20 protein-coding genes, 3 pseudogenes and 1 other annotated feature are annotated in these 25,005 nt (G+C 61.8%); of the genes and pseudogenes, 2 read left to right on the forward strand and 21 right to left on the reverse strand.

What is annotated here, in order from left to right:
* Positions 1-29 precede the first annotated feature (29 nt).
* The 18 genes and pseudogenes from OMP38_RS04485 to hemL all read right to left on the reverse strand — a co-directional run bounded on the left by OMP38_RS04485 (position 30) and on the right by hemL (position 20,458).
* A complete protein-coding gene (locus OMP38_RS04485; RefSeq protein ID WP_277564052.1) occupies positions 30-791 on the reverse strand; it encodes a site-2 protease family protein in 762 nt (253 codons plus the stop codon).
* 108 nt (positions 792-899) lie between these two features.
* Positions 900-1,283, reverse strand: coding sequence for a M23 family metallopeptidase (locus OMP38_RS04490; RefSeq protein WP_277564053.1), 384 nt, complete (start codon positions 1,281-1,283; stop codon positions 900-902).
* A gap of 4 nt (positions 1,284-1,287) precedes the next feature.
* Positions 1,288-1,677 (reverse strand): hypothetical protein, encoded by a 390-nt coding sequence (locus tag OMP38_RS04495; protein WP_277564054.1) that lies wholly within the window; start codon positions 1,675-1,677, stop codon positions 1,288-1,290.
* Between the two features lie 565 nt (positions 1,678-2,242).
* Positions 2,243-3,235 carry an FtsW/RodA/SpoVE family cell cycle protein gene (locus OMP38_RS04500; protein WP_338130398.1) on the reverse strand — a complete coding sequence of 331 codons (993 nt, stop codon included), beginning with the start codon at positions 3,233-3,235 and terminating at the stop codon, positions 2,243-2,245.
* 169 nt (positions 3,236-3,404) lie between these two features.
* A pseudogene (minD, locus tag OMP38_RS04505) lies at positions 3,405-4,200 on the reverse strand (septum site-determining protein MinD).
* Between the two features lie 4 nt (positions 4,201-4,204).
* A complete protein-coding gene (locus OMP38_RS04510) occupies positions 4,205-4,867 on the reverse strand; it encodes a septum site-determining protein MinC (protein ID WP_277564055.1) in 663 nt (220 codons plus the stop codon).
* A gap of 86 nt (positions 4,868-4,953) precedes the next feature.
* Positions 4,954-5,490 carry a rod shape-determining protein MreD gene (gene mreD / locus OMP38_RS04515; RefSeq protein WP_277564056.1) on the reverse strand — a complete coding sequence of 179 codons (537 nt, stop codon included), beginning with the start codon at positions 5,488-5,490 and terminating at the stop codon, positions 4,954-4,956.
* Entirely contained in the window at positions 5,487-6,269 is a 783-nt protein-coding gene (gene mreC, locus OMP38_RS04520; protein WP_277564057.1) for a rod shape-determining protein MreC, read from the reverse strand. Before mreC ends, mreD begins: the two co-directional genes overlap by 4 nt.
* Before the next feature lie 130 nt (positions 6,270-6,399).
* Positions 6,400-7,425, reverse strand: a complete 1,026-nt coding sequence (locus tag OMP38_RS04525) for a rod shape-determining protein (RefSeq protein ID WP_217596191.1) — start codon at positions 7,423-7,425, stop codon at positions 6,400-6,402.
* A gap of 39 nt (positions 7,426-7,464) precedes the next feature.
* Positions 7,465-8,154, reverse strand: coding sequence for a RadC family protein (gene radC, locus OMP38_RS04530; protein WP_277564058.1), 690 nt, complete (start codon positions 8,152-8,154; stop codon positions 7,465-7,467).
* Positions 8,155-8,287: 133 nt separating this feature from the next.
* Complete coding sequence (locus tag OMP38_RS04535; protein ID WP_277564059.1) at positions 8,288-8,899, reverse strand: Maf family protein; 612 nt, start codon at positions 8,897-8,899, stop codon at positions 8,288-8,290.
* 52 nt (positions 8,900-8,951) lie between these two features.
* A complete protein-coding gene (locus tag OMP38_RS04540; protein WP_277564060.1) occupies positions 8,952-9,194 on the reverse strand; it encodes a DUF4321 domain-containing protein in 243 nt (80 codons plus the stop codon).
* Between the two features lie 190 nt (positions 9,195-9,384).
* A complete protein-coding gene (locus tag OMP38_RS04545) occupies positions 9,385-11,160 on the reverse strand; it encodes an SPOR domain-containing protein (RefSeq protein ID WP_277564061.1) in 1,776 nt (591 codons plus the stop codon).
* Between the two features lie 251 nt (positions 11,161-11,411).
* Positions 11,412-12,802, reverse strand: a pseudogene (gene murC, locus OMP38_RS04550) (UDP-N-acetylmuramate--L-alanine ligase).
* Positions 12,803-12,809: 7 nt separating this feature from the next.
* Positions 12,810-14,240, reverse strand: coding sequence for a bifunctional folylpolyglutamate synthase/dihydrofolate synthase (locus OMP38_RS04555; RefSeq protein ID WP_277564062.1), 1,431 nt, complete (start codon positions 14,238-14,240; stop codon positions 12,810-12,812).
* A 17-nt stretch (positions 14,241-14,257) separates the two neighbouring features.
* Entirely contained in the window at positions 14,258-16,909 is a 2,652-nt protein-coding gene (locus tag OMP38_RS04560) for a valine--tRNA ligase (RefSeq protein ID WP_277564063.1), read from the reverse strand.
* 144 nt (positions 16,910-17,053) lie between these two features.
* Positions 17,054-17,300: a binding site (T-box leader), on the reverse strand.
* Between the two features lie 125 nt (positions 17,301-17,425).
* The gene (locus OMP38_RS04565; RefSeq protein WP_277564064.1) at positions 17,426-19,018 is read right to left on the reverse strand and encodes a LysM peptidoglycan-binding domain-containing protein; all 1,593 of its coding nucleotides are present in this window, start codon (positions 19,016-19,018) and stop codon (positions 17,426-17,428) included.
* Between the two features lie 138 nt (positions 19,019-19,156).
* A complete protein-coding gene (gene hemL / locus OMP38_RS04570) occupies positions 19,157-20,458 on the reverse strand; it encodes a glutamate-1-semialdehyde 2,1-aminomutase (RefSeq protein ID WP_277564065.1) in 1,302 nt (433 codons plus the stop codon).
* An 81-nt stretch (positions 20,459-20,539) separates the two neighbouring features.
* On the opposite strand from hemL, the gene OMP38_RS04575 reads away from it, so the two are divergent.
* Both OMP38_RS04575 and OMP38_RS04580 read left to right on the forward strand, forming a co-directional pair.
* The gene (locus OMP38_RS04575) at positions 20,540-20,794 is read left to right on the forward strand and encodes a cyclic nucleotide-binding domain-containing protein (RefSeq protein ID WP_277564066.1); all 255 of its coding nucleotides are present in this window, start codon (positions 20,540-20,542) and stop codon (positions 20,792-20,794) included.
* A 46-nt stretch (positions 20,795-20,840) separates the two neighbouring features.
* A complete protein-coding gene (locus OMP38_RS04580) occupies positions 20,841-21,203 on the forward strand; it encodes a Crp/Fnr family transcriptional regulator (protein ID WP_277564067.1) in 363 nt (120 codons plus the stop codon).
* A 230-nt stretch (positions 21,204-21,433) separates the two neighbouring features.
* Here OMP38_RS04580 and hemB read toward each other — a convergent pair whose 3' ends face one another.
* From hemB to hemC, 3 genes and pseudogenes are all read right to left on the reverse strand, one after another.
* Positions 21,434-22,423, reverse strand: a complete 990-nt coding sequence (gene hemB, locus OMP38_RS04585; RefSeq protein WP_277564068.1) for a porphobilinogen synthase — start codon at positions 22,421-22,423, stop codon at positions 21,434-21,436.
* An 18-nt stretch (positions 22,424-22,441) separates the two neighbouring features.
* Positions 22,442-23,995 (reverse strand): uroporphyrinogen-III C-methyltransferase, encoded by a 1,554-nt coding sequence (gene cobA / locus OMP38_RS04590; protein WP_277564069.1) that lies wholly within the window; start codon positions 23,993-23,995, stop codon positions 22,442-22,444.
* 2 nt (positions 23,996-23,997) lie between these two features.
* Positions 23,998-24,937: pseudogene (gene hemC, locus OMP38_RS04595) on the reverse strand (hydroxymethylbilane synthase).
* Between the last annotated feature and the right edge of the window lie 68 nt (positions 24,938-25,005).

Below are 25,005 nucleotides of genomic sequence, written 5' to 3' on the forward strand. Positions count from 1 at the left end.
ACTGCGGAATACAGCCGTTTTATCCCATTTTACATGAAAAAACGAAAATCCGCATTCCCTTCCGGCAAGCTGCCCAAAAAGCCGTCGATGACCTGACCCTCGGGCAGGACGCGCGAGATTTTCCCGTGATCCATCATATAAACGAGATGATAGCGCTCCTTCATGAGCAGACGGACGACGTGGGAAAGCTGTCGATGGCGCGACACGACGATCGGCTGCGCCAGCGTTCCCGCGTCGATCCGGATCGAGGCGCGCTCCGCCCGGCGGACGAGAAAGCGCAGGAAAACGAACGGAAGATTGCGCATGTACGTCCAGTTGGAGGCAAACAAAAACAAGCCGATCGCGAGCAAATTGAGATGCACCAGTCCGCCGTAGAGCGGCGGGGACAAAGCGCCGAGGATGACGGCCGCACTGAACAATAGGCTGATGCGGGCGCTCCATATCAAGGTGCGATGATAGGGGAAATGCAGGCAAAACCAGCATTGCAGCAGCTTGCCGCCGTCCAGCGGCAGCACCGGCAGCAGGTTAAACGCGGCAATCAAGCCGCTCGCCCTGGCAAAATCCTCGGCCCAGACCTGATCGATCAGTCCGGCATGGCCAAGTCCCCAAGCCGCCAGGGACAGCAGGACGTTGTACGCAGGGCCCGCCGCGGCGACGAGCGCTTCCTCGCGCGCCGGCACCGAGCCCGCTTCCTCGGTCTCGACGACGCCCCCGAACGGCAGCAGCTTGACCTCGCGGACTTTCCACCCGAAGCGAAGCGCGGTCCATAGGTGGGCAAGCTCGTGCAGCAAAACGATAAAAAAAAAGCGCGATCATCTCCTGGAAGCGGCCGGTGAGCACGGAGAGCAGCATAAGAAGCACGAAGAGCGGGTGGAACCTGAAGACGATTCCCCCCGAGTCTAATCAAAAGGAATCACTTCCTGCGGATCGAGCGGCCGGTCGCCGAGACGAATCGCGAAATAAAGGATGCGTACGCCCGCGCCGTCCGCCGTTTGCCCGAGCACGCCGAGCTTGCCGCCCGCCTCGACCCAGTCATCCGCCCGTACCGACGCCGCGCTTACGCCCCCGTAGACGGTTACGATCCGCCCTGCGTGCTGCACGAGGACGGTCGCGTCTCCTTGGGAAGACGGCGTAACCTGGATGACGCGGCCGCTGTGGACGGCGTTAACCGTGCTGCCTGGAGCCGCTTCGATCCTCACGCCGCTGCCGTTTTGCTTAAAGGTCTCCGCTACGCGACCCTGAACGGGCGGCACCGTCTCTTGGCCGTCCCACGCCGCGGACACTTCCTCAACATCGCTGGCACCTCGGCGGAAGACAGGCAAAAAAAGATGGCGAATCGCCGAACACGCGTCCGTACCAAGCTTCGGCGGCGGAGAAATCCATGTCTTGGGTTACCGCTACCGTCATCCATGCCTCGGCTTCTCCACGGCCCGGCAAATCCCACTTCACCCAGCCCCAGGCCGCGCCGTACAGCAGCAGGGCGACTGCCGCGCGCATGACGAATCCCCTTCGCAGCCGCGCAATTGTACCCCGTCCGCCATCGCTCCCGCCGGGCGGCCAGCGCCCTTCGTTCGGCCCGGCCGGATCGTTGTACCAGGGCGCGATCGGGGCGCCGCTTCCATATAGACCTGCGCCGCCGGCGGTTCCGCCGACAGTCGCGCTCGCATTTCCGCCCATCGTTCCCCCTGCTGTCCCGTCTCCCGTTCCCCCCTACTGTTCGTCCGTCTCCGAACACGCCAGAAGCGCCGGCCGTTCCGCCAGCAAGGGGAGCGATCCCTGCATCCCGCTCGTTTCGAATGCCGGCGCCCGCAACAGGCAGATCGCCCAGCGTCCTCTCGCTGCCGATGCGCAGGTTACCCTTCAGGCCGGCGCCAGCCGCCATTCCGTCGTATTCGGCGCGCCGTCTTGTCTTCACGATCGGGCTCCAAGCGGCGCTCATCCGAAGTTGACGCTGCCGTTCCTTCCACCACAGCTCGGGATCGGCCTCCAGCTCCTCCGGCGAATACGGCCTGTACGCGTACGGCGCCGACGGCGCGCCGCCTCCGGGACCCGCGTTCCCCTCGGCTCTCCCCGCCCGTCCCGCCTCCCGCTTGTCCGGTTTCTTCGCCATGCCGAGCCCTCCTTGTCCTCTACTTCTAACACCTTATGGCTGGAGGACAAGGAATAGACCTCGCCGAACGCAAACAACCGCCCCTGCGTCTAGCGAAAGACGGCTTGGGACGGTTGCGAGGCGAAGGCGAAACTATTCGTTCAGCGTATATTTTTCCTGATGCGCCCGGATGCTGAACACGAGTCCGATGGACAGCATGTTGAGCAGAAGCGAGGTGCCGCCGTAACTGACGAAAGGCAGCGTGATGCCGGTGAGCGGCACCAGGCCGATCATCATCCCGACGTTCTGGAAAATCTGGAACACCAGCATCGAAGCGATACCGATAATGATGAACGAGCCTCTAATATCGAAGCATTGGTAAGCGATGATGATCATCCTGTATATGAAAACGAAATACAAAAGGAGCAGCACCGCAGCGCCCTGGAAGCCGAATTCCTCCCCGACGACGACGAAGATCGAATCCGAGTACGTGTAGGGAATGAATTTGCGATTTTTGGACTCGCCCTGCATGTATCCGTCCCCGGCCAGTCCGCCGGACCCGATAGCGATCATGGCGTATTCGGTCTGCCGCCTCGCGTCCGCGGACGCTTCCTCGGGATTGATAAAGGTGTTGATCCGCTGGTACCAGTGATTTTTGCCGTGGTCCTGAAGATAGTTCTTGATCTCCGTATTGTACGAGTTGAACAGCGTGTAAAACAATACAAGACCGCCTACGACAACGCCGAGTCCGATAAGAACGTAGGTGTAACGCACGTTGCCGATCCAAAGCATGCCGAGCACAATAAAAACGTAGATCATGGCATTCCCTAAATCGGGCTGGATCATAACCAGGACAAACGGAACAAAGGACACAGCCGCAATCAGCAACACGTCCTTCCGCATGGATAAGGGATCCCCTTGCCTTCTGCCCATCAGCCAAGCTACTGCCAAAATCAGAAAAATTTTCACAATCTCCGCCGGCTGGAACAGCATGCCGCCAGTACCGGGGATCTCGAACCAACTTCTCGCATTGTTGATCGGCGGCGCAAAAAAGGTAAACGGCGATAAGCAGCACGAGACCGATTCCGTACCATACGTACCAGGTCTTAAGCAGCAGTCTATAGTCGAACAGCGTGACGAGTACAATCAACACGAACCCCAAGCCGTAAAAAACAAGCTGTTGAATGTCCTTGCCGGAATATCCACCATCGGTACTCGTCGCGCTGCGCACGAGCAGCGCGCTGATCGCCATGAAGCCGAACAGGCACAGCAGCATGATCAGATCTATTTTTTTAAGTCGGTTAAGCAATTCAGATCAACCCATTCCGAGAAACTTGCGCATGCGCTTAAATACGCCGGCCTTTTCGTCCAGATGCATAAGCGGCACCGTCTCGCCGAGAATGCGGCGCGCGACGTTGCGATAGGCCATCGCGGCGCGGGAGTTCGGATTCATGACGGTCGGCTCGCCCTGGTTAGCCGCCTTGATGACGTCCTCGTCGTCCGGCACGATGCCGATCAAGTCGATCGCCAGCACCTGGATAATATCGTCGACCTCCAGCATGTCACCGCTCTTCAGCAGGTTCGGCCGAATCCGGTTGATGACGAGCTTGGGCTGAGAGATGTTCGTCTTTTCAAGCAGGCCGATGACCCGGTCGGCGTCGCGGACGGCCGCATTTTCCGGCGTCGTCACGACGATGGCATGATCGGCGCCGGCGATCGCATTGCGGAAGCCCTGCTCGATCCCCGCCGGACAGTCGATAATGACATAATCGAAGTCGGGCTTGAGCTCCTCCACGATCTTACGTACTTGATCGGGCGAAATGTCGTTTTTGTCCTTCGTCTGCGCGGCAGGCAGCATATACAGCTCGTCGAAGCGCTTGTCCTTCACGAGCGCCTGGTTCAAACGGCAGCGTCCTTCGGCCACGTCGATCAGATCATAAATGATCCGGTTTTCGAGACCCATCACGACGTCGAGATTGCGCAGGCCGATATCGGTGTCGATCATGCATACCTTTTTTGCCCATGAGCGCCAGGGCCGTGCCGACATTCGCGGATGTCGTCGTCTTGCCGACGCCGCCCTTGCCCGATGTCACGACTATCGCTTCACCCATCGTTCTACACTCCTTTGGCCTGCAAAACTCGATTGCGGATATGGTGCAGATGCGCCACCTTGTCGATTTGCATGGCGCCATCCTTCAGATATGCGTATTCCATCCACGATTCGCCGCTGGCCCATTCGTCGGGCGGCCGGCTAATCACCTCGGCGATGCGAAGCTGCGTCGGTTTCATAAGCGACGCAGCGATGATCGCCTCCGAGTGGCCAGCGCAGCCGGCGTGCGCCACGCCTCGCAGCGCGCCCATAATATAAATATCGCCCGTACTCCGGACGGCTCCTCCGGGATTGACGTCTCCAAGCAGCAGAAGATGTCCTTCGTGCTCGAGCGTCTGCCCGGACCGAACCATGCCCGTTACCGTTTCTACCTTATATGAACTGTAGTCAGCCGGTCCTACGGGAAGCGGATCGCTCTCGATCGACTGAACGACAAAATTGCCCTGCTTGCGAATAATGGAGCGGATGCGCTCCTTGTCTTCTTCGGAGAGCTGACGGGCCCCGAGCTTGATCTGGATGTGCACGATCGGTCCGGCGAGCTGCTGCTCGTGCTTTTCCAGCTTGGCTTCGAGCTCTTCGATCAGCGCGTCGAGCTCGCAGGCGTCGTCGAGCAAAAATACAAGTCCGTCCTTGACCCCTTTGATCGTGACTAACGATTTGACATTCACGCCTCGTCCCTCCTACTGCTAACCAATTCGGGCAAGAAAGCCCGAATTCCTGCATGGCTGCCTACGCTCCGCCGCGGGCGCGAAGATCAATTCCCTTCGGTTCCCTCCGACTGCGATACGACTTGCCGGACCAAAAAGCGGCGCGCCGGCAGATAGAGCGCCAAGGCAACCAGCATGTGCAGCAGCAGCGTCGGCAGCACCTGCCAGTAGAAGACGAAGCTGGCGCTTAAGTGCGTCAGGGAGAACAGCTTGTATATCAAATAGACGAGCATGTCCAACAAACCGCTGCCCACGCCCGTCAAGAGCAGAACGAAAGCCAGCGTGCTCAGCTTGCGCTCGAAGGCGAGCCCGATCAGATAACCGATCAGCGCCATGCCGAAGGCGTACGCGCCGATCATATGGCCGTAAAACAGCATATCCTCGACCAAACCGAACCCGAGGCCGAACAAAAAAGCGCGATGACGGCCGCCCAGCAGCGCGACGAAAACCGTCATGACGAACGGAAGATGAAGCAGCAGCCGGCCGCTCCAGGCGGACGGAACGAGCCACGGCAGGATCGAGGTCTGGATCAGCAGCAGAACGAGCGTAGCCACGATGGCCCGGTTCATACGGATCTTCGTCATGGCTGATCCGGATCCGGCGTCATGACGACGAATACTTCGTACAAATGGTCGAACTTGGCGGCCGGCTGAATCGTCGCCGTGTGCGTGAGGCCGAAGTCGCCGACTTGATTGGTCAGCACTTTGCCGATGACCAGGCCTTTCGGCAATACGCCGCCCTTGCCGGACGTGACGACGGTATCGCCCTCGGCCACGTTCGCGTTTTCGTCGATTTTGCTCATCCGCATGACGCCGTTTTCCTTGTCGTAATCGACGATGCCGAATACCTGCTGCTCCTTGCCCGATACGGTCGCGGAGATCTGGATCGTGTCCGGCGTCGTGGAGTCCAGCTCGGTAATCGGCATGACGGTCGACGTGAACTCGGATACTTTGCTGACCAAACCGACGAGTCCGTCTACCGTGACGACCGCCATATTCGGCTTGACGCCGTCATGCGAACCTTGGTCGATTTTGATCGTCTTGTCGTACGGGTTGGATCCGCTCGCGATGACCTGCGAAATGACGTACTTATAAGTTAATAATTGCTCCTGCCTCTTCTTGAACTCCAGCTCCTGCTTGTAACGCTCGTTCGTGCTCGCGATCTCGTTATACCGAATCTGATCCTGCGTGTACATGGCCACCGTACGGCGCAGTTCCTCGTTCTCCTTGTAGACGTCGGAAAGCCGGCCGAGGTCGCGGAAAAAGCCCGCGACCGCTCCGACCGGCCGATACAGCGCGCTTTGCGCCGTCCCGAACGCGTCGTTAACGAAGCGTTCGGGCCACGTCAAGCCGCTGCGGCGCAAGGTGAACCCCATGACGGCGATAAAAAAGGATCAAGCCGATCATGAGAATGAATAAACGTTTGGTCCCGAATAATTTAAAAATAACGATCACCTGCTTTTGACATGCCGCCGAACGGCGGTATCCGGCACATTAACGGCCGCGCGAAGAGCCCTTGGACTTGAACAGATGGATATTCTCGAGCGCCCTGCCGGTGCCGATCGCGACGCAATCCAGCGGATTCTCGGCGACGATGACCGGCATGCCGGTCTCCCTGGCGAGCAGCTTGTCCAGATTGCGGAGCAGGCCGCCGCCGCCCGTCAGCACGATGCCGCGGTCCATGATGTCCGCCGACAGCTCGGGCGGGCACTTCTCCAGCGTCACCTTGACGGCGTCGACGATCGCGTTCACGGTGTCCGCCAGCGCCTCGGTGATCTCGTCGGACGTGATGGCAAGCGTCTTCGGCAAGCCGGTGACCAGGTCGCGTCCGCGAATCTCGATCGACTCCATCTTGTCGAGCGGCATAGCCGAACCGATCTCCATCTTGAGCTGCTCGCTCGTGCGCTCGCCGATCATCAAGTTGTAGAGGCGCTTGATGTACTGCATGATCGACTCGTCCATCTCGTCGCCTGCTACGCGGATCGAGCGGCTCGTGACGATGCCGCCTAGCGAGATGACCGCGACCTCGGTCGTGCCGCCGCCGATGTCGACGACCATGCTGCCGGTCGGCTCCCAGACGGGCAGATCCGCGCCGATGGCGGCCGCGAACGGCTCTTCGATCGTGACGGCGTCGCGCGCGCCGGCTTGCTTGGCGGCGTCTTCGACCGCGCGCTTCTCGACGGCGGTAATGCCGGAAGGCACGCAAATCATCACGTTAGGATGACGCGAAGGGAAGGAGCGCTGCTTCTGGGCGCGATTCAAAAAGTACTTGATCATCGTGGCGGTCGTGTCAAAGTCGGCGATGACGCCGTCCTTCATCGGGCGGATGGCGCGGATGTTGCCCGGGGTCCGTCCGATCATTTTCTTGGCTGCTTCGCCCACTGCCTCGATCTTCTTTGTATCGGTACGAAGGGCGACCACGGAGGGCTCCCTGACGACGATGCCTTTGCCTTTGACGTATACCAATGTGTTAGCTGTGCCCAGGTCGATACCCAGGTCTCGTGTAAATCCACCGAACATGCTTTGTAACCTCCTGTTGGGACAATCCTGTATATTATATTACAAGGAGCCCAGCTCCTTCAAACTTACAAAGCGATTGTCACCGATTACCAAATGGTCGAGCAATTCGATGCCGACCAGTTGGCCGGCTTCGGCAAGCCTCCGGGTGAGCGCTATATCTTCCGCGCTCGGCGTCGGATCTCCGCTAGGATGGTTGTGCGCGCAGATGATAGAGGCGCTGCTGCGGCGGATGGCCGCGCGGTAAACCTCGCGAGGATGCACGATGGCCGCGCTCAGGGAGCCGACGGAGAGCGTGTCCATGCCGATGACCTGGTTTTTCGTATCGAGAAACAAACAGACGAAGCGCTCCTCTCGCAAATGCCGCATTTCCTCCATCAGCAGCTCGGAGGCGTCCTGCGGACGCTGAATGCGAGGCATCTCGGGCAGCCGCGCGCGGGCCATGCGCCTGCCGAGCTCGATCGACGCCTGCAGCTCGAGCGCCTTGGCGGGGCCGATGCCCTTGATATGTATGAGCTCGTCCCAAGCGCGCTCGGCCAGCCTGCGAAGCCCGCCGCATTCGTTCAAAACGCGCTGCGCGAGGTGGATCGCGGACTCGTTTTTCGTGCCCGTGCGCAGCAGGATGGCGAGCAGCTCGGCATGGCTGAGCGCGGCGGCGCCCCGGCTTCGCATCCGTTCGCGCGGCCTCTCGTCTTCCGGCATTTCCTTAAGCATATAAACGCGTTGTTCCATATCGAACGTTCCCTCTTCCCTATCGACCGCATCGGCTGCGGATATCGGCTCAAGGTCTTCCGGCGGGACGCTACCCCGCGGCCTGGTCGCGGCCGTCGTGCGTCGTCCGTGCGAAATCCCTCATCCGATCCGGTCAGGGAAGCTGAAGACCGAATTCGCCGAGCTGCGAAGCCAGCATGGAAACCGGCAGTCCGACGACGGTAAAAAAGTCGCCTTCGATCCGTTCGACGAGCATCGCGCCGATCTCCTGAATGCCATACGCGCCCGCTTTGTCCATCGGCTCGCCCGAATCGACGTACCGGGCGATCTGGTCCCCGGTCAGCGCCCGCATGAACACGCGCGTGACGCTGTGCGACACAACGGTACGGCCCGACTCCGCTTCGATGCTGCAGAGACCCGTAAACACTTCGTGCGCGCGTCCCGCGAGTCGCGTCAGCATCGACACGGCCTCCTTGCGATCCTTCGGTTTGCCGAGCACGTCCCCGTCCAGCACGACGATCGTGTCGCTGCCGACGACGATCGCTCCCGGCGTTCGCGAAGCCCGCTCCAGCACGGCGGAAGCCTTGCGTTGGGCGAGCTCTTCGACGATGCGCGCGGGACTCCAACCCTCGGGCGTATCCTCGTCCGCATGGCTCGGCATAATCTCGACGGGCAAGCCGAGCAGGCCGATCAATTGCTGTCTGCGAGGCGAAGTGGAAGCGAGAACGAGCGTAGCGCGCGTCTCCGGCAAAGCATGTTGGGTCATATCGGAAATCTTCCTTTCAGCATCCATTAGCTTTTGCCCTGCGGGCATTCCATTACATTTTCCGGTAAATCCAGATTGCCGCCGCAATGCCGACCATACTTAGCAGGCTCACGTTCAGCGAAAAGTTGATGTTGTAAACGAGAACGAGCAAATCGGCGGAAGGGGACCAGTGCACCTTCACCGTCCGCGTGAGGAAGTCGAGCCCGGGAACGCGCTTCAGCCAGTCCGCGACAAGCGCGCCGGCCAGCATGCCGAGGAATACGAATAAAATCAAAATCCAGCCGTTTTTCTTCACGCTATCTACGTCTCCCGCCATTTTTTGACACTTGCTTCATTATTATACGTGGCTCCGGCGGCACGCACAATGGACAACGCAAAGACAGCCCCTAGGACGGGGCTGCCTATACGTATGACGCAGGAAGCGGCGGCTGCGATAGGTCTTCGGGTCCAGGCAGCTTCCCTGCATTTGCAGATAAAATCGCAGCTCAGTCGCCGTCTTCGCCGAGCTCCTCGCGCAGCTGGCGGGCGATCAACGCCGCTTTCATCGCCGACGTCTGCACGGCGCGCAAGCGAGCGGCGGACGGTTCCTTGACGTAGGCGGCCCACTGCTCGGACGCGGCGCCGAGCTGAGCCGCCAAGGCGCCCGCAGGCTCGCTTCGGCTGCCGGACCACGCAGCCATGTCCGTCTTTGCGGCGTTCCAGCGTTTCAAAGCGGCTTGGATATCGGCGGCAGCCTGCGTGCTTGGCGGCGATGAACCGCCATCGGTCAACAGCTCGGCCGACGTTCCCGCGAGCAAACGGCCGAGCGCGTCGCTTTCCTCCAGATAGGCAGCCCACGACACCGCCGCCGGCGTCTGCGGCAGCGAGAGCGCCCGGTTGTCTAGCGCCTTGGCGTACAGCTCCTCGTCGGTCAGCGCCGCAGCCAGCTTTTCCGCCTCGGCCTTGCCGTCTGCGATTCCCGCGTATACGCGGTACCCGTCCGTCGTATCGGTCGCGGCCGCGATGCCTTGGCTCGTGAGCGATTGGACGGCCTCGTTCATGCTGGCTTCGCTCTGGAAGACGCCGTACTGCAGCAGGTAGCTCACCGAGGCGGGCACCTGGGCGTCGCCTGCGGCGCCTGCCGCTTTGTCCGACTGCGCTGCGCCTGCCGGATCCGTGCCGTCCGGCTTGCCGGCTGACGACCGTCCCGAGGCTCCCGGGTCGGCCTTGGTGCCGTCGGACGATGCCGCAGCGCCCGATGCCGCAGGCTTCAACCCGGCGGATGCCGGATCTGCGGCGCTTCCCGAAGGCAAAATAGGTTCGCCCGTGAAAAGTGCCAGCACGATATAACCAAAGATCGCTCCCGTCACGATCGCGGCCGCGACCGAAGCGAATATCCGCATCCAAGACGGCCCGCCGCGGTACCTGCGCGTATTCCCGCCGTCGATCCCGTGCTCGTCCGCATCCCAATACAGCTCCGAATCCAGCGGGAACGAACCGGTGCCTGACGCTGCGCTAACATTATACGGCGCATAAGAATCTTGAACTTCGATGGACGAATAGCCTTCTTGATCGTCCTGACGCGCAACGGTGTGGCGAAGCTCTCCGTAGGGGATATCGGGCAACGACGGCGCCTGGACGGAAGACGGCTTGCGAAAACCGGCGACGCGTCCGACCGGCGCGGTTTTCAAAAGATCCGCAGCTTGCGTACGGCTCTCGCTCCTCGGCCGGCCGTTCTCCCGGTCGGTGCCGCGGATCATCTGCTCCAAAGCCTCGACGTCGTCCTGGTAAGGACCCGATCGCGCTTCGCGATCGACCGATCTTTTAGCCGGCTGCGGAGGAATCGGGCGTTCGCGCGTCGAGCTTGCGCCCGGCGGACGCGCGTCGGATATATGCCCGTCGGAAGAATGCCGGCCAGCGGCAGGCCCGATGCCAGCGGACGCGCTTTGCTGCGCGCGGATCGGCGCCGGCGCGCCGCCTTCCGACACGGCATCTCGCATGCGTAGCCCTGACGCCGCGTCCGGCGCCGGGCGCCCTTGCCCGATATGCGCGCCTTTGCCCGGCAGGCGATATCCGCTGCCGTCGCTCTGCCCCGGTCTGCTCGCCTGCGCCGAAAACCCGCGCGGTTTAAAGCCTCGGGCTGCCGGATCCGCGAGGGCGGCGTTCGCGTTTCCTTGCGCCGACGCCTGCAGCGCGGAATCTCGCTGGACGGCGCTATCGTTTCGGACTTCCCTCGGAAGGTTGCCGTCGAACTTAAAGGTCATTCTGGAAGGTGGCTGCATCTTGGCTTCTCTCCCTGCTGCTTCGTCTATTAATCCTAGTCTATGAGCATATGAGAGAGAATATGATCGCCTGAAAAGCCGCTTTCGCCGGCGCGATACCAACCGCGCAAAACTCGCTTGCTTCCCATGCCAGATCGGAAACGACCGCTCCGGCGGTGTTTTCCTCGCTTACAGCCGAGCGGTTAGAGCGTATTAAAGCCCGCCGGGCAACAAAAAACGCAGCGGGGAAATCCCGCTGCGCTTCGGTTCTGCTATTGCTTTCCCGCCCGTTCCCGCAAAATGCGGGCCAGTTCGTCGGCGGTCTTCCAGATGTCGCCAGCCCCCATCGTCAGCACGAGATCGCCGGGCTTCACCCGCTCGGCGAGCAGGTCGCGGACCTGCTCTCGCGTCGGCACGTACGAGACGTTGGCATTGCTGTTCTCTGCGATCAACTGGACAAGGCGCGACGACGTGACGCCCTCGATGCGCTTCTCGCCGGCCGGCGAGTAGATATCGGTAATATACACCTCGTCCGCCTCGGCGAATGCCCGGCTGAACGCATCCAGCAGAAAGTAGGTACGCGTGTACCGCTGCGGCTGGAATACCGCCAGAATGCGTTTGCCGGTTGCCTTGGCCGCCAGGATCGTCGCCTGGATCTCCGTCGGATGATGCGCGTAATCGTCGATGACGAGCATGTCGTTCACGTCACCGAGCACCTGGAATCGGCGCTTCGCGCCCCTGAACTCCACGATCGACGAAGCGATCCGTTCGAAAGGCACGCCTGCGTGCAGGCAAACGACGATCGTCGCGAGGGCGTTGTAAACGTTATGCAGACCGGGCACGGAGAGACGAACGAGACCAAGCGTCTCCTCGCCCTTGACGACGTCGAACGAGGCTTGACGGTCGCCCAATTCAATATGGACCGCTTTATAGTCCGCTTCTTGCTCGATGCCGAACGTGATCACGTTCGTTCCCGCCGCCTGGGGTAGCAGCTCCCTGACATTGGCGTCGTCCGCGCAAACGACGGCGCAGCCTTCGGGACGAACCTGCTTAAGGAATTGCACGTAAGCCGCCTTAAGCTTGCCGAAGTCGCCGTCGTAGTTCTCAAGATGGTCAGCCTCGATATTCGTAACGACGGCGACCGCGGGCTCGTACTGAAGGAACGACCCGTCGCTCTCGTCAGCCTCGGCCACGACGTGCTCGCCTTTGCCGGCCTTGGCGTTCGTGCCGACGTTCACGATCTCCCCCCCCCGATGATATAAGTGGGATCGAGACCGGACAGCTCCATGACGAGCGCGATCATCGAGGAAGTCGTCGTCTTGCCGTGCGCGCCGGCCACCGCGATGCCGGTTCGGCTGTTGAGCAGCCGGGCCAGCATCTGCGCGCGGTGAAGCGTCGGAATGTTGAGGCTCTCCGCCTCCACGCGCTCGACGTTGTCCCTTGCGAGCGCCGTCGAGTAAACGACGAGATTGGCACCCCTGACGTTGCCAGGCTCGTGCCCGATGTAGATCTCGGCCCCTTTGCTGGCCAGTTTGTCCGTCAATTCCTGCCGGGCGACGTCCGACCCGGTCACATGATAGCCCATCTCCAGCATCACTCTGGCAATGGCGCTCATCCCGTAGCCGCCGATGCCGATAAAATGTACGTGTTCAGCCGTTGCCAACGACGCTTCACCAGCCTTTGTCAGAAGTTTTGCGTTCAAGCAGCCATGAACGGACGTCCGCGATCAAATAGAGCGTGCCCGTCACGAGCGTCAACGTATTTTCCTCGGGTTCGGCGGCCGCGAGGCTTTGTATTTTTTCGAGCGCTTTGCGCCAATCCGGTTCGACGATGACGGCTGCCGCGCCGCCCGTATCCCGCCCCGCACGCCGGGCGGCATCCGCCAGCGCTTCAGCCCCCATCTTGCGATGATGATCCGGTTCCGTAACGACAAGCGTACTCACCATTGGTAGTATATGCCTTAAGGCGTCTTCATGATTCTTGTTCGGCATCATGGCCAGCAGCACGTTGAGCTTGTCGCGCGGATACCCTTGCCGGAGCGCCTCCGCGAGCGCGGCCATGCCTTCGGGATTGTGCGCGCCGTCAAGCAGAATGCGAGGCTCGCGGCTGACGAGTTCTAGCCTGCCCGGCCAAGCCGCCCGGCGAAGGCCTTCCCGCAGGTCCTCCTCGTCGACGATGAGCGCGTAGTACGTCCGCAGCACGTCGATCGCCATGATCGCGGCGGCGGCATTGGCCTGTTGGTGCGGACCGGCCAGCCCGATTCGGATATCTTCCAGTTCTCTGAACAAATCCCGAAAATCGAAGGATTGTGCTTCTTCCTCCATACCGCGGTTCTCATAGGAAAACTGTTCGCCCAGTTGATAGAGCGTCGCTTTGCGCGAGGCGGCGGTCTCTTTGACGATCGCGGCAGCCTCCGGCTGCAGGACGGTCGATATGACAGGAACGCCGGCTTTGACGATGCCTGCTTTTTCCCGGGCAATGTCCGCGATCGTATCGCCCAACAGATCCATATGATCGTGCCCGACGTTCGTAATGACGCTGACGACCGGCGTGACGACGTTCGTCACGTCGAGGCGTCCGCCCAAGCCCGTTTCCCATACGACATAATCCGGAAAAGCGACCGTCGCGTAGTAGAGAATCGCCATGGCCGTCGTCAGCTCGAAGGCCGTCAGCGCCCCCCATTCGGAATCCGCCAGCTCGTCGGAGAGCGGCTTCAGGCGGTTCGCAAGGCGAACGATGACCTCCTCGGGCATCGCCTCGCCGTTGTAATCGATACGGTCCGCGAACGACGTCAGATAAGGGGACGTGAACAGGCCGACGTCATAGCCGCTCTTCCGCAAAACCGAGGCCAGCATGGCGCAAACGGAGCCTTTGCCGTTCGTACCCGCCACGTGGATGAATCTGAGCCGGCGGTGCGGATAATTCAGCTTTTCCAGCAGCAGCTCCATCCGCTCGAGGCCCGGCTTGATGCCGACGACCGGCGCGAGGCCGGAGATCCAGCCGACCGCCTCCGCGGCGGTCCGAAAGGATGCGTCTCCGCCGTCCTCGGCGGATGCCAGGTCATGATGATTCTGAGATGACGCGTCTTGCGAAGTTGTCATGCCTGCGCTCGCCTCCATCAGTTTTTTAGCTCTTCGATCCGGGCCAGCACCTTGTCGCGCTTGTCGCGGTAGTCGGCGCCCTTCGCGCGCTCCTGCTCGACGACGTGGGCAGGCGCCTTCGCGATATATCCTTCGTTCGCCAGCTTTTTCTCCACGCGATCGACCTCGGCGTTGAGCGAAGCGAGCTCCTTGGTCAGCCGCGCGATCTCCTGCCCGATATCGATCAGGCCGGCGATCGGCAGGTATAGCTCGACGCCCGTCACGATGGCGGTCATCGCCTTCTCCGGCGCCGCGAGCCCCGCGTCCAGCGTCAGGCTCGACGTGTTGCAGAAGCGGCGCAGATACTCTTCGTTGCGCTTCAGGATGCCCGCGGAGGCTTCCGTCGTCGGCTTGGCGAGCAGCTCGACCTTTTTGCCCGGGGTTACGCCGACCTCGGCGCGCACGTTGCGCACGGCGCGAATCGCGTCCATGAGCAGCCCCATCTCCGAGACCGCGTCCGGCGCCTCGAAGGCGGCGTCGTACGACGGCCATGCCGCCAGCGTGATCGTCTCGCCGGCTTCGTGCGGCAGATGCTGCCAGATCTCTTCCGACAAATAAGGCATGAACGGATGCAGCAGTCGCAACGTCCGATCCAGCACGTAAGCGATGACCGATTGCGTGCTCGCCTTCGCCGCCGCGTCTTCGCCGTACAACGTGAGCTTGGCGAACTCGATGTACCAGTCGCAAAGATCGTCCCAGATGAAATTGTACAGCAGACGTCCCGTCTCGCCGAATTCGTACGTCTCCATCAGCCGCGTCACGTCTCGCGCCGTCTCGTGGAACCGGTGCAAAATCCAGCGATCGGCCGTGGACAGGCTGCCGCTCAGGTCGATGTCTTCGGCCTTGAAGCCCTCGAGGTTCATCAAGGCGAAGCGCGAAGCGTTCCAGATCTTGTTGGCGAAGTTACGCGCCTGCTCGACCTTCTCCCAGCGGAAGCGAAGATCCTGCCCCGGCGTATTGCCCGTTGACAGCATGTAGCGCATCGCGTCGGCGCCGTATTTCTCGATGACCTCGAACGGATCGACGCCGTTGCCGAGCGACTTGGACATCTTGCGGCCTTCGGCATCGCGAACGAGACCGTGGATGAGCACGTCCTTGAACGGCGACTCTCCCGTGAACTCCAGCGCGGTGAAAATCATCCGGGCGACCCAGAAATAAATGATGTCGTAGCCCGTGACGAGCACGTCCGTCGGATAGTAACGCTTCAGATCCTCGGTACTGTCCGGCCAGCCGAGCGTCGAGAACGGCCATAGCGCCGAGCTGAACCACGTATCCAACACGTCTTCGTCCTGCACCCAGCCTTCCCCTTCGGGCGCCTCCGTGCCGACGTAGATCTCGTCCGTGCCTTCCTTGTACCAGGCCGGAATGCGGTGTCCCCACCAGAGCTGGCGGGAGATGCACCAGTCGCGTACGTTCTCGATCCAGTGCAAATAGATCTTCTCGAAGCGGTCCGGCACGAAGTTGACGCCCTTGCCCGAGCGCTGCGCGTTGATCGCCGCTTCGGCGAGCGGCTTCATAGAGACGAACCACTGCGTCGAAAGATAAGGCTCCACGACGGCGCCGCTGCGCTCGCTGTGGCCGACTTGGTGGACGTGGTCCTCGATGCGGATCAGGACGCCCTGCTCCTGCAGGTCCTTGACGATCGCCTTGCGGCAGTCGGCACGGTCCATCCCCTCGTAAGGACCGGCCTGGTCGTTCATCCGCCCGCTCTCGTCCATGACGATGATCTGCGGCAGATCGTGGCGGGCGCCGACCTCGAAATCGTTAGGGTCATGCGCCGGCGTGATCTTGACGGCGCCGCTGCCGAAGTCCTTGTCGACGTATTCGTCGCCGACGACCGGGATCTCGCGGCCGACGATCGGCAGCCGAAGCAGCTTGCCGATCAGGTGCTTGTAGCGCTCGTCCTCGGGATGAACGGCTACCGCCGTATCGCCCAGCATCGTCTCGGGACGCGTCGTCGCGACCGTCAGATGGCCGCTGCCGTCGGATAGCGGGTACTTCAGATGATAGAGATGCCCGTTCACTTCTTTGTATTCGACTTCGATGTCCGAGAGCGCGGTCTTGGCGGCCGGATCCCAGTTGATGATACGCTTGCCGCGGTAGATCAGGCCTTTGTCGTACAGGCGCTTGAACACCTCGCGGACGGCTTTGGACAAGCCTTCGTCGAGCGTGAAGCGCTCGCGGGAATAATCCAGGCTGAGGCCCATCTTGGACCACTGCTTGCGGATCGAGCCGGCGTACTGCTCCTTCCAGTCCCATACGCGCTCGAGGAACTTCTCGCGGCCGAGATCGTAGCGGGACAGGCCTTCTTCGCGAAGCTTGCTCTCGACCTTCGTCTGCGTGGCGATGCCCGCATGGTCCGTACCCGGCACCCATAGCGCGTCGAAGCCCTGCATCCGCTTGAAGCGGATCAGGATGTCCTGCAGCGTCAAATCGAGCGCATGGCCGATATGCAGCATGCCCGTCACGTTGGGCGGCGGGATGACGATCGTGTATTTAGGCGCGTCAGGCCTAAGTCCTGCTTTGAAATAACCGCCCTCGAGCCAGGCATCGTACCACCTTTGCTCGGCGCCGGTCGGGTCGTACGTGGTAGGCAGTTCAAGGGGTTTGCTTTGATTGATGTCGCTCATTGAATTCACAACCTCCAGGGACGTGGATCAGACGATTGGCGATCGGCCTCCGGCTCGCGTCATGCCCGGCCGGTCCGGAACGGCAAAGCCGAAGCGCATGCGGGTTCGGGGCGGGATCCCGAAAAAAAGCAAAAACCTCCCGCCGCAAAGGACGAAAGGTTGAACTTCCGTGGTACCACCTTCATTCCGCATCTCCCTATCGGACGAAATGCGGCTCTCGAACGCAGGATAACGGCTGCGGCCGTCCCGTTCTACGGCGTGCTCGGTTCGAACGGGAAACTCCAGGGCGACTTCGGCAGCTTACTTCCTGCGGAACCTCGCAGCGCTGCATAGCAGCGGTTCCGCTCTCTGAAGGGTAGGACTGCTTACTCATCCCTATCCATGTCTTATTTTCCTATCATACCCGTACGGCTACATGCAGTCAACCTGCGGGCCGTTGCGGCGGCCGGCGTGCCGGTCCGAAGACGCGAAGAAGCCCCGCGGCCGTTGCTGCCGCGGGGCGAACCGATTCGAAGCTTAAGGGATGTAGAGCACTTGCCCTTCCGCCAGATGCGGGTCGGGAAGCCGGTTGTACAGCTGAAGCTCGCGGGATTGCAGCTGGTACTTGCCCGCGATGCCGTCAAGGGTATCTTCCCGCTGCACGATTACCATTTTCACCTTGCGAAACGATTGACCGGCTTCCTTGGCAAGGAACAGACGCGTCCATTCGATCTCGTCTCCCGTGGCGCGGCTGTTCTGCGTATTCTCGGGCGGCGCGGCTAACCGCGCTTCTTCGGCCGCCTTCAAGCCGGCCTCGCGAATCGCGCCTTTATCGCCGAGCTGCGACAGGATGCCGACGCCGAATGCGGATTCGGTCCCGCCCGCCCCTTTGCTGGACAAGCCCAGCTTCGGTCCTGCCGGTTCCGGCTGGCGATGCGGGGCTGCTGCCTCGTCGGAATCGGCCGCTTCCGCCTGCTCCTGAGCCGGAACCTCGTTCTCAAAGCCCGGCCATGCGGGAGGCGCGGAGATATTCGTCTCGTAAACTTGCGGGTAGCTTGGCGGCTCAGACTGCGCAGGACCGGTCTCGGCTGGCGCGATGAACTCCGCCGGCTCCTCCTCGAGACGCTGGTAGGCGAGCAGCCGCTCCCAAGCTTCGGCCTCTTCCTGCCTGTCCCGCTCTTCCTCCAGCCGCTTGTCGCGTTCCGCCAGCGCGATCGCCTCAAGCGCTTCCCGCTCGGCTTTTTCCCGCTCGGCAAGCTCATATGCGCGCGCTTCCTCGGCGGCGCGAGCCTCCAGCTCCGCATTCGCCCTCGCCGCTTCGGCAAGCTGCCGCTCCAGCGCCTCGGCGGCCACTTGGGCGAGCTCCTGCTGACGAAGCAGCGCCTCTTCCCGCGCACGCGCTTCAGCTTCTGCGCGAGCCCGCTGCTGCTCGTACCAGACAGGCGACGCGGACGCTTCCTGGGCGGCGTTCGGGTCCGTCCATGCGGGCGGCAGATAAACCGGTCCGGGCTGCGAATAAACGGGCGAATGCGGCTGGCTGCCGGCGGAAAACGGGACAATAGGCCGCTCTTCTTCCGGCGTCCCGCCGAAGCCCGCGTTCGCCCCGGCTTCTTCGGCGGATTCGAAGGCGAATTCGCCAAGCGGCGGCAGCGAGAAGGCTTGGCTGAGCTCGTCGCGCTGCTCCGCTTCGGTCGCGGACACCCGCTCCGGCGCGTCATGCGCGACCGTAAAGCCGTCTTCCAGCCATACCGGCGCCTCGCGCGCTTCCGTCTGCACGCCTCGCAATCCCAGAACGCCGGTCACGTTCAGCGAGCGCTCGGTGAGCAGGTCGACGTCGAAATGATCGATCTCGACGTCCAGTTCTTCCAATTGACGCACGCGGCTCTGCGGCAAGGAAATCTCGACCGGAATGCGATGCTCCAACGTCCCGACCGTATCTTCTTGCCCGATCGGCCGGTAAGTGCCGCTCAGCAGCAAATATCCCCGCAGCAGCACGCTGTCTTCCTGTTCCAGCGCCTCGATGTGCGGCGACAGCTCGATTTCCTCGAGCGTGTCGATGGGCAAGGCGTCACTCGTCAGCTGTACCCGTTCATAAATATCGAATCTCAACCCGTTCGACGATTCCGTCACGACAGGTCTCCCCCCTCTCGGCATAGAGTCCCTGCAACCCCGGCTGCCGGATAACGCCCGGAGGCAGGCTTCACTCCTTCTCTATCTATATGCCTTAAAAAAGGTGGGCATGCCTACGGACTTGTGCGCCGTCGGGCTTTAAAACTTGCCGAGCGCCGTACGGTGGGCCGCGATCGTCTCGTCGATGTCGTCCTCGCTGTGGGCGGTGGACAGGAACCAGCCCTCGAACTGGGAAGGCGGCAGGTTGACGCCCTGATCGAGCATTCTGCCGAACAGCGTCCGGAAACGCTCCGTGTTAGACTGCTTGGCCGTCTCGAAGTTGATGACCTGCTTGTCCGTCAAGAACGGGCAGACCATCGAGCCGACGCGGTTGATCGTCATCGCGATGCCGTATTCGGCCGCATTGGACGCGAGGCCGGCCTGCAGACGCATCGCGAGCCGCTCCAGGCGCTGGTAGGCGGACTCGTCGAGCAGCTTGAGCGTAGCCAGCCCCGCGGACATCGCGAGCGGGTTGCCCGACAATGTGCCAGCCTGATAGATCGGCCCGACCGGCGCCATGCGCTCCATCAGTTCCCGCCTGCCGCCATAGGCGCCGACCGGCAGACCGCCGCCGATGACCTTGCCCAGGCAGGTCAAATCGGGCGTTATTCCGTAGAGGCCTTGCGCGCAGTTCAGGTGCACGCGGAAACCCGTCATCACTTCATCGAAAATGAGCAAGCTGTCGTATTGCTTCGTCACGTCCCGCAGTCCCTGCAGAAAACCGGGGAGCGGAGGAACGACGCCCATATTGCCGGCGACCGGCTCTACGATGACCGCCGCGATCTCTTCGCCGTACCGCTCGAATGCGAGCTTGACCGACGCAAGATCGTTGTAAGGCACCGTGATCGTGTGGGACGCGATGCTCTCCGGCACGCCGGGACTGTCGGGCAATCCGAGCGTCGCCACGCCGGAGCCCGCCTTGATCAAGAGACTGTCGGCATGGCCGTGATAGGAGCCCTCGAACTTCAGGATCCGGCTGCGGCCGGTATAGCCGCGCGCGAGCCGGATGGCGCTCATCGTCGCCTCGGTGCCGGAGTTGACCATGCGGACGACCTCGATCGACGGTACGCGGGCGCATACAAGCTCCGCCATTTCCGTCTCCAATTCGGTCGGCGCGCCAAAGCTCGTCCCTTTTTCGGCGGTCCGCTTGATCGCTTCCACCACTTCCGGATGGGCATGACCGGCAATCAAGGGCCCCCACGACAGTACGTAGTCGATATAGCTTTGACCGTCGATGTCGGTAATCCGGCTCCCATGGCCGCGTTCGATGACGACTGGCGTCAAGCCTACCGACTTGAACGCGCGAACCGGGCTGTTAACGCCGCCGGGAATAGATCTTTTGGCCCGTTCGAATGCGGCTTTGGACTTAGCGTCCGAGCGGATTTGACGCGTTTCGCTCATTTTAGTCCACCTCTGCTATCTGGAATGGAAAAGTCTATGGTAAACTGAATCATCATAATGCGCGGCAATGGAGGCTCAGTCATGATTCAATGGCTTAAAAAGGTGTCTTTGTTCGACAAACTGAGCGATGACCAGCTTGAACACATATCCCGGATAGCGAGACGGCGCAGCTTGTCCGCCGGCAGCATCCTATTCCAGGAAAAAGATCCGGGCAACGTGTTCTACGTCGTATTGAACGGATCCATCAAGCTCTTTACGCGCAGCGCCGGCGGCGAAGAGAAGGTGCTGTCCGTCGTCGGGGGAAGGCGACAGCTTCGGCGAGCTGGCCCTCCTTGACGGGCTGCCGCGCTCGGCGTCCGCCCGGGCGCTCGAGACATCGCTCTTGCTGGAGATCGCGAGCGACGACTTCATGCGGCTGCTCGAGTCGCACTTCGATATCACGAAGGGCATCCTCGCCGAGTTAAGCCGGCGGCTCAGACAGACGAACGAGCATGTGAGCGACTTGACCTTCCTCGACGACCGCACGCGCGTGCTGAAGAACCTGATCAACCTCGCCAACCAGCACGGCAAGCGCGACGGCGTCTTTATCCACATCCATCTGGCGCTCAATTACGACGAGCTCTCGCAAATGGCCGGCGTGTCCAAGCAGATCTTGTCCGAGGTGCTCCGCGAGCTCGAAGCAAAAGGCGTGCTCGTATTCGGCTTGAACCAGTACACGCTTAACTTGACCAAGCTGCGGGGCTGAAGCGGCTATTGCTCGTCGGACAAGATAGCGGCATTTTTTGCCGTTAATCCGCATACGACTGGCGAGACTGGCAGAATAACGGCACTTTTTTCCGCTATTCCGCCTAAGACCGTCTCGCCCGGCACGATAGCGGCATTTTACACCGTTAATCCGCCCAGGACCGTCTCGCGGGCACGATTGCGGCACTTGTTGCCGCTATTCTCGCCAATGCCTGCCCCTCTGCTTAAGCCTTACAGGCCGTTCATCCACCGAACGGCATCCTTCGCATGATACGTAATGATCAAGTCCGCGCCAGCGCGCTTCATGCCGGTCAGCGTCTCCAACACGATCGCGCGCTCGTCGATCCAGCCTTGCATCGCCGCCGCCTTCACCATCGCGTATTCGGCGCTCACGTTGTAGACGACGAGCGGCAGGTCGTACCGCTCCTTCAGCAGCCGCACGATGTCCAAATACGCGAGGCCCGGCTTGACCATCAGCATATCCGCTCCCTCGCGCACGTCCGTCTCGGCCTCTCTCAGTGCCTCGCGCGCGTTCGCGGCGTCCATCTGGTACGTCTTGCGGTCGCCGAACTTCGGCGCCGACTGGGCAGCCTCGCGGAATGGGCCGTAGTAGGCTGAAGAATATTTGACCGCATACGACATGATCGGAATGTCCTCGAATCCTGCCTCGTCGAGGCCCTGCCGGATCGCGCCGACGAATCCGTCCATCATGTTCGACGGCGCGATGATGTCCGCGCCCGCGCGCGCTTGGGACACGGCCGTGCGCACCAGCAGCGACAGCGACTCGTCGTTGTCCACGACCGCGCCGCAGTCCCCCTCGTGCACGACGCCGCAATGCCCATGATCCGTGAATTCGCACAGGCAGGTATCCGCGATAACGACCAGATCGGGCGCCAGCTTCTTGATCTTGCGGGTGGCTTGCTGAACGATGCCGTCTTCGGCGTACGCGCCAGTGCCGACGCTGTCCTTAGCACCCGGTATGCCGAACAACAGCACGGCTTGGATGCCCAGGGAGACGATCTCTTCGATCTCCGCGTCCAAACGGTCGAGCGACAGGTTAAAAACGCCTGGCATCGAGGAAATCTCGGTCTTGACGTTTTCGCCGTGGGCGACGAAGATCGGCATGATCAGGTCGTGCACGTGCAGGTGCGTCTCCCGGACCAGGTTGCGGATGCCGGCCGTCCGACGAAGACGGCGGTGGCGCACGATAGATGTATTCATTCGAATCAGAACCTTTCTTTAACGAATTTCGTTGCCGGCGCCGCGATGCTTCAGCATGGCCGCCAGCAAGCCTTCGATCGTCGATTGTTCGGCGGTCAGCGTCACGCGAAGCCCGTGCTCTTCGGCCGTGCGCGCGGTGATCGGTCCGATGCACGCGATCGCGCAGCCTGCCAGCAGGTCGGCCGGACGCTCGGCCCCCAGCCGTCGCAACGCTTCGAGCAGGTTAACGACCGTTGACGAACTCGTAAACGTTACCGCATGGATTTCGCCGGCACGCAGCATCTCGACGATCCTATCATCCTTTTCAACGACCAGCCTGTTTTCGTACACATCCAACTCCACGGCCTCGACGCCCGCCTTGGCGAGCTCGGCCGGCAGCAGTCCGCGGGCCAGATCGCCTCTGGGCAGCAGCGCCCGCTGTCCAGGCGCCAGCATGTCCGCCAAGCTGTCCAGCAAGCCTTCGGCCTGGAACTGGGAAGGAATCACGTCGGCGACGACGCCGCGCGTCGCAAGCGCCTCGGCCGTCTTCGGTCCGACCGCGGCAAAGCGCGCCCCGGCAAACCGGCGAATATCGACGCGCGCTTCAGCCAGCCAGGAAAAAAAGTACTCGACGCCCGCAGCGCTCGTCCATATGACCCAATCGAAGCGCTCGGCTTCGCGCAGTGCCGCCCCGATGCGCTGGGCTTCGGCAGGGTCCGTCTGCTTGACCGTGTCGATCACGGGAAATACGTACGGCTCCCCGCCGAGGTCGTCGATGCGGTCCGCCAGTTCGCTTGCCTGCGACCGGGCGCGCGTGACGAGAACGCGCCAGCCAAACAGCGGCTTCGCCTCGATCCACTTCAACTTCTCGCGCTGCCGCACGACGTCGCCGACGACGATAACCGCCGGCGGTTGAAAATCGGCCTCGCGCACTTTCTGCTCGATGTCGCCCAACGTCCCCGTCAGCGTCTCCTGCTCCGCGCGCGTGCCCCATCGGACAAGCGCCACGGGCGTCTCTGCCGGCCGGCCGAATTTAATCAACTGCTCGCTAATATAGCCGATCTTGGCGACGCCCATTAAAAAGAGCAGCGTCCCCGTGGCGTTCGTCACTTTGTCCCATTGGATCATGCGGTCGAGCTTGTCCGGGCTCTCGTGTCCGGTCACGATCGAAAAGGACGAAGCGAAATCCCGGTGCGTCACCGGAATGCCGGCGTAGGCCGGCACCGCGATCGCGGACGTGATGCCCGGGACGATCTCGTAGGGCACGCCATGCTTCTGCAGCAGCTCAGCCTCTTCGCCCACGCGCCCGAACACGGTCGGATCGCCGCCCTTGAGCCTGCAGACGACCTTGCCGGAGAGCGCCAGATCAAGCAGCAGCCGGTTAATTTCCTCCTGCTTCATGGTGTGGCGGTCCGGCCGCTTGCCCACGTAGATGCGCTCCGTGCCGGGCCGGGTCTCCTGCAGCAGCTGAGGACCGGCCAAGCGGTCGTATACGACGACGTCGCAGCGCTGAAGCGCGCGCAGCCCGCGTACCGTGATCAGCTTCGGGTCCCCCGGCCCCGCGCCAACCAGATATACTTTCCCCTGCGTCATCGTTATTCCCTCGCTTCCGCGAGCAAGACGTCCGCGCCCTTGGCCAGCAGCTCCTCCGCCACGCGGCGTCCGACGTCGGCCGGATCGCTGCCGGAAGCGGAAGCTTTCAACACGAGTCTGCCGTCCGCAGCCGCGACCATGCCCGTCATGGAGACGACGGCGTCGGATTCCGTCGACGAAGCTGTCGCATAGGCGCCGATCGGCACCTGGCAGCCGCCGTTCAGCAATCCCAAAAAAAGTGCGCTCCGCGGCAACCGCTCGCTCGGCGGCAGTATCGTTCAGCATCCCCAGCAAAGCCAGAACCTCTTCGTCGGACGCCCTGCATTCAATGGCAAGCGCGCCTTGCCCGACGGCGGGCAGGCAATCCTCGGGCTCGATATAAGCCGTGATGCGGTCGCTCCACCCCATCCGCTTCAAGCCGGCTGCGGCCAGCACGATCGCGTCGAGACCCTCGGACTCCAGTTTGCGAAGCCGGGTGTCGATATTGCCGCGGAGCGACTCGATGCGAAAATCGGGGCGGCGAGATTGCAGCTGCGCGGAGCGGCGAAGACTGCTCGTGCCGATTCTGGCGCCAGGCGGCAAATCCGACAGCGTGCTTGAGGTCAAATTCACGAGCGCGTCGCGCGGGTCCTCGCGCGGAGGCACGCATCCGATGACGAGGCCTTCGGGCAGCTCGAACGGCATATCCTTCATGCTGTGGATCGCGATATCGATCTCGCCGCCGAGCAGCGCCTCTTCGATTTCTTTGACGAACAGGCCTTTGCCTCCGACCTTGGACAGAGTCACGTCCAAAATCCGATCTCCCCGCGTGACGATCGGCACGACTTCGAAGTCGAGCGGCAGCCTTGCCTTCGCAGCCAACGTCTTTAACGCATCGATCGTCTGCCCGCTCTGCGTCATCGCCAGCGCGCTTTGTCTAGTCCCAACCTTGATCTTGCGCATTCGCCGCAACACTCCCCGGTATTTCTATTCAGATCTGCAATGAACTACAAATTACTTCCTATTGTCTC

It is taken from the genome of Cohnella ginsengisoli, from assembly GCF_029525555.1.
GTDB classification, from domain to species: Bacteria; Bacillota; Bacilli; order Paenibacillales; family Paenibacillaceae; genus Cohnella; species Cohnella ginsengisoli.

Excerpts from the sequence above, each read along its gene's own strand:
- OMP38_RS04495 (WP_277564054.1), bottom strand. The coding sequence starts at position 1,677 with ATGGGCGGAAATGCGAGCGCGACTGTCGGCGGAACCGCCGGCGGCGCA.
- mreD (WP_277564056.1), bottom strand. The coding sequence starts at position 5,490 with ATGACGAAGATCCGTATGAACCGGGCCATCGTGGCTACGCTCGTTCTG.
- OMP38_RS04525 (WP_217596191.1), bottom strand. The coding sequence starts at position 7,425 with ATGTTCGGTGGATTTACACGAGACCTGGGTATCGACCTGGGCACAGCT.
- radC (WP_277564058.1), bottom strand. The coding sequence starts at position 8,154 with ATGGAACAACGCGTTTATATGCTTAAGGAAATGCCGGAAGACGAGAGG.
- OMP38_RS04535 (WP_277564059.1), bottom strand. The coding sequence starts at position 8,899 with ATGACCCAACATGCTTTGCCGGAGACGCGCGCTACGCTCGTTCTCGCT.
- OMP38_RS04545 (WP_277564061.1), bottom strand. The coding sequence starts at position 11,160 with ATGCAGCCACCTTCCAGAATGACCTTTAAGTTCGACGGCAACCTTCCG.
- OMP38_RS04555 (WP_277564062.1), bottom strand. The coding sequence starts at position 14,240 with ATGACAACTTCGCAAGACGCGTCATCTCAGAATCATCATGACCTGGCA.
- OMP38_RS04560 (WP_277564063.1), bottom strand. The coding sequence starts at position 16,909 with ATGAGCGACATCAATCAAAGCAAACCCCTTGAACTGCCTACCACGTAC.
- hemL (WP_277564065.1), bottom strand. The coding sequence starts at position 20,458 with ATGAGCGAAACGCGTCAAATCCGCTCGGACGCTAAGTCCAAAGCCGCA.
- OMP38_RS04575 (WP_277564066.1), top strand. The coding sequence starts at position 20,540 with ATGATTCAATGGCTTAAAAAGGTGTCTTTGTTCGACAAACTGAGCGAT.
- hemB (WP_277564068.1), bottom strand. The coding sequence starts at position 22,423 with ATGAATACATCTATCGTGCGCCACCGCCGTCTTCGTCGGACGGCCGGC.
- cobA (WP_277564069.1), bottom strand. The coding sequence starts at position 23,995 with ATGACGCAGGGGAAAGTATATCTGGTTGGCGCGGGGCCGGGGGACCCG.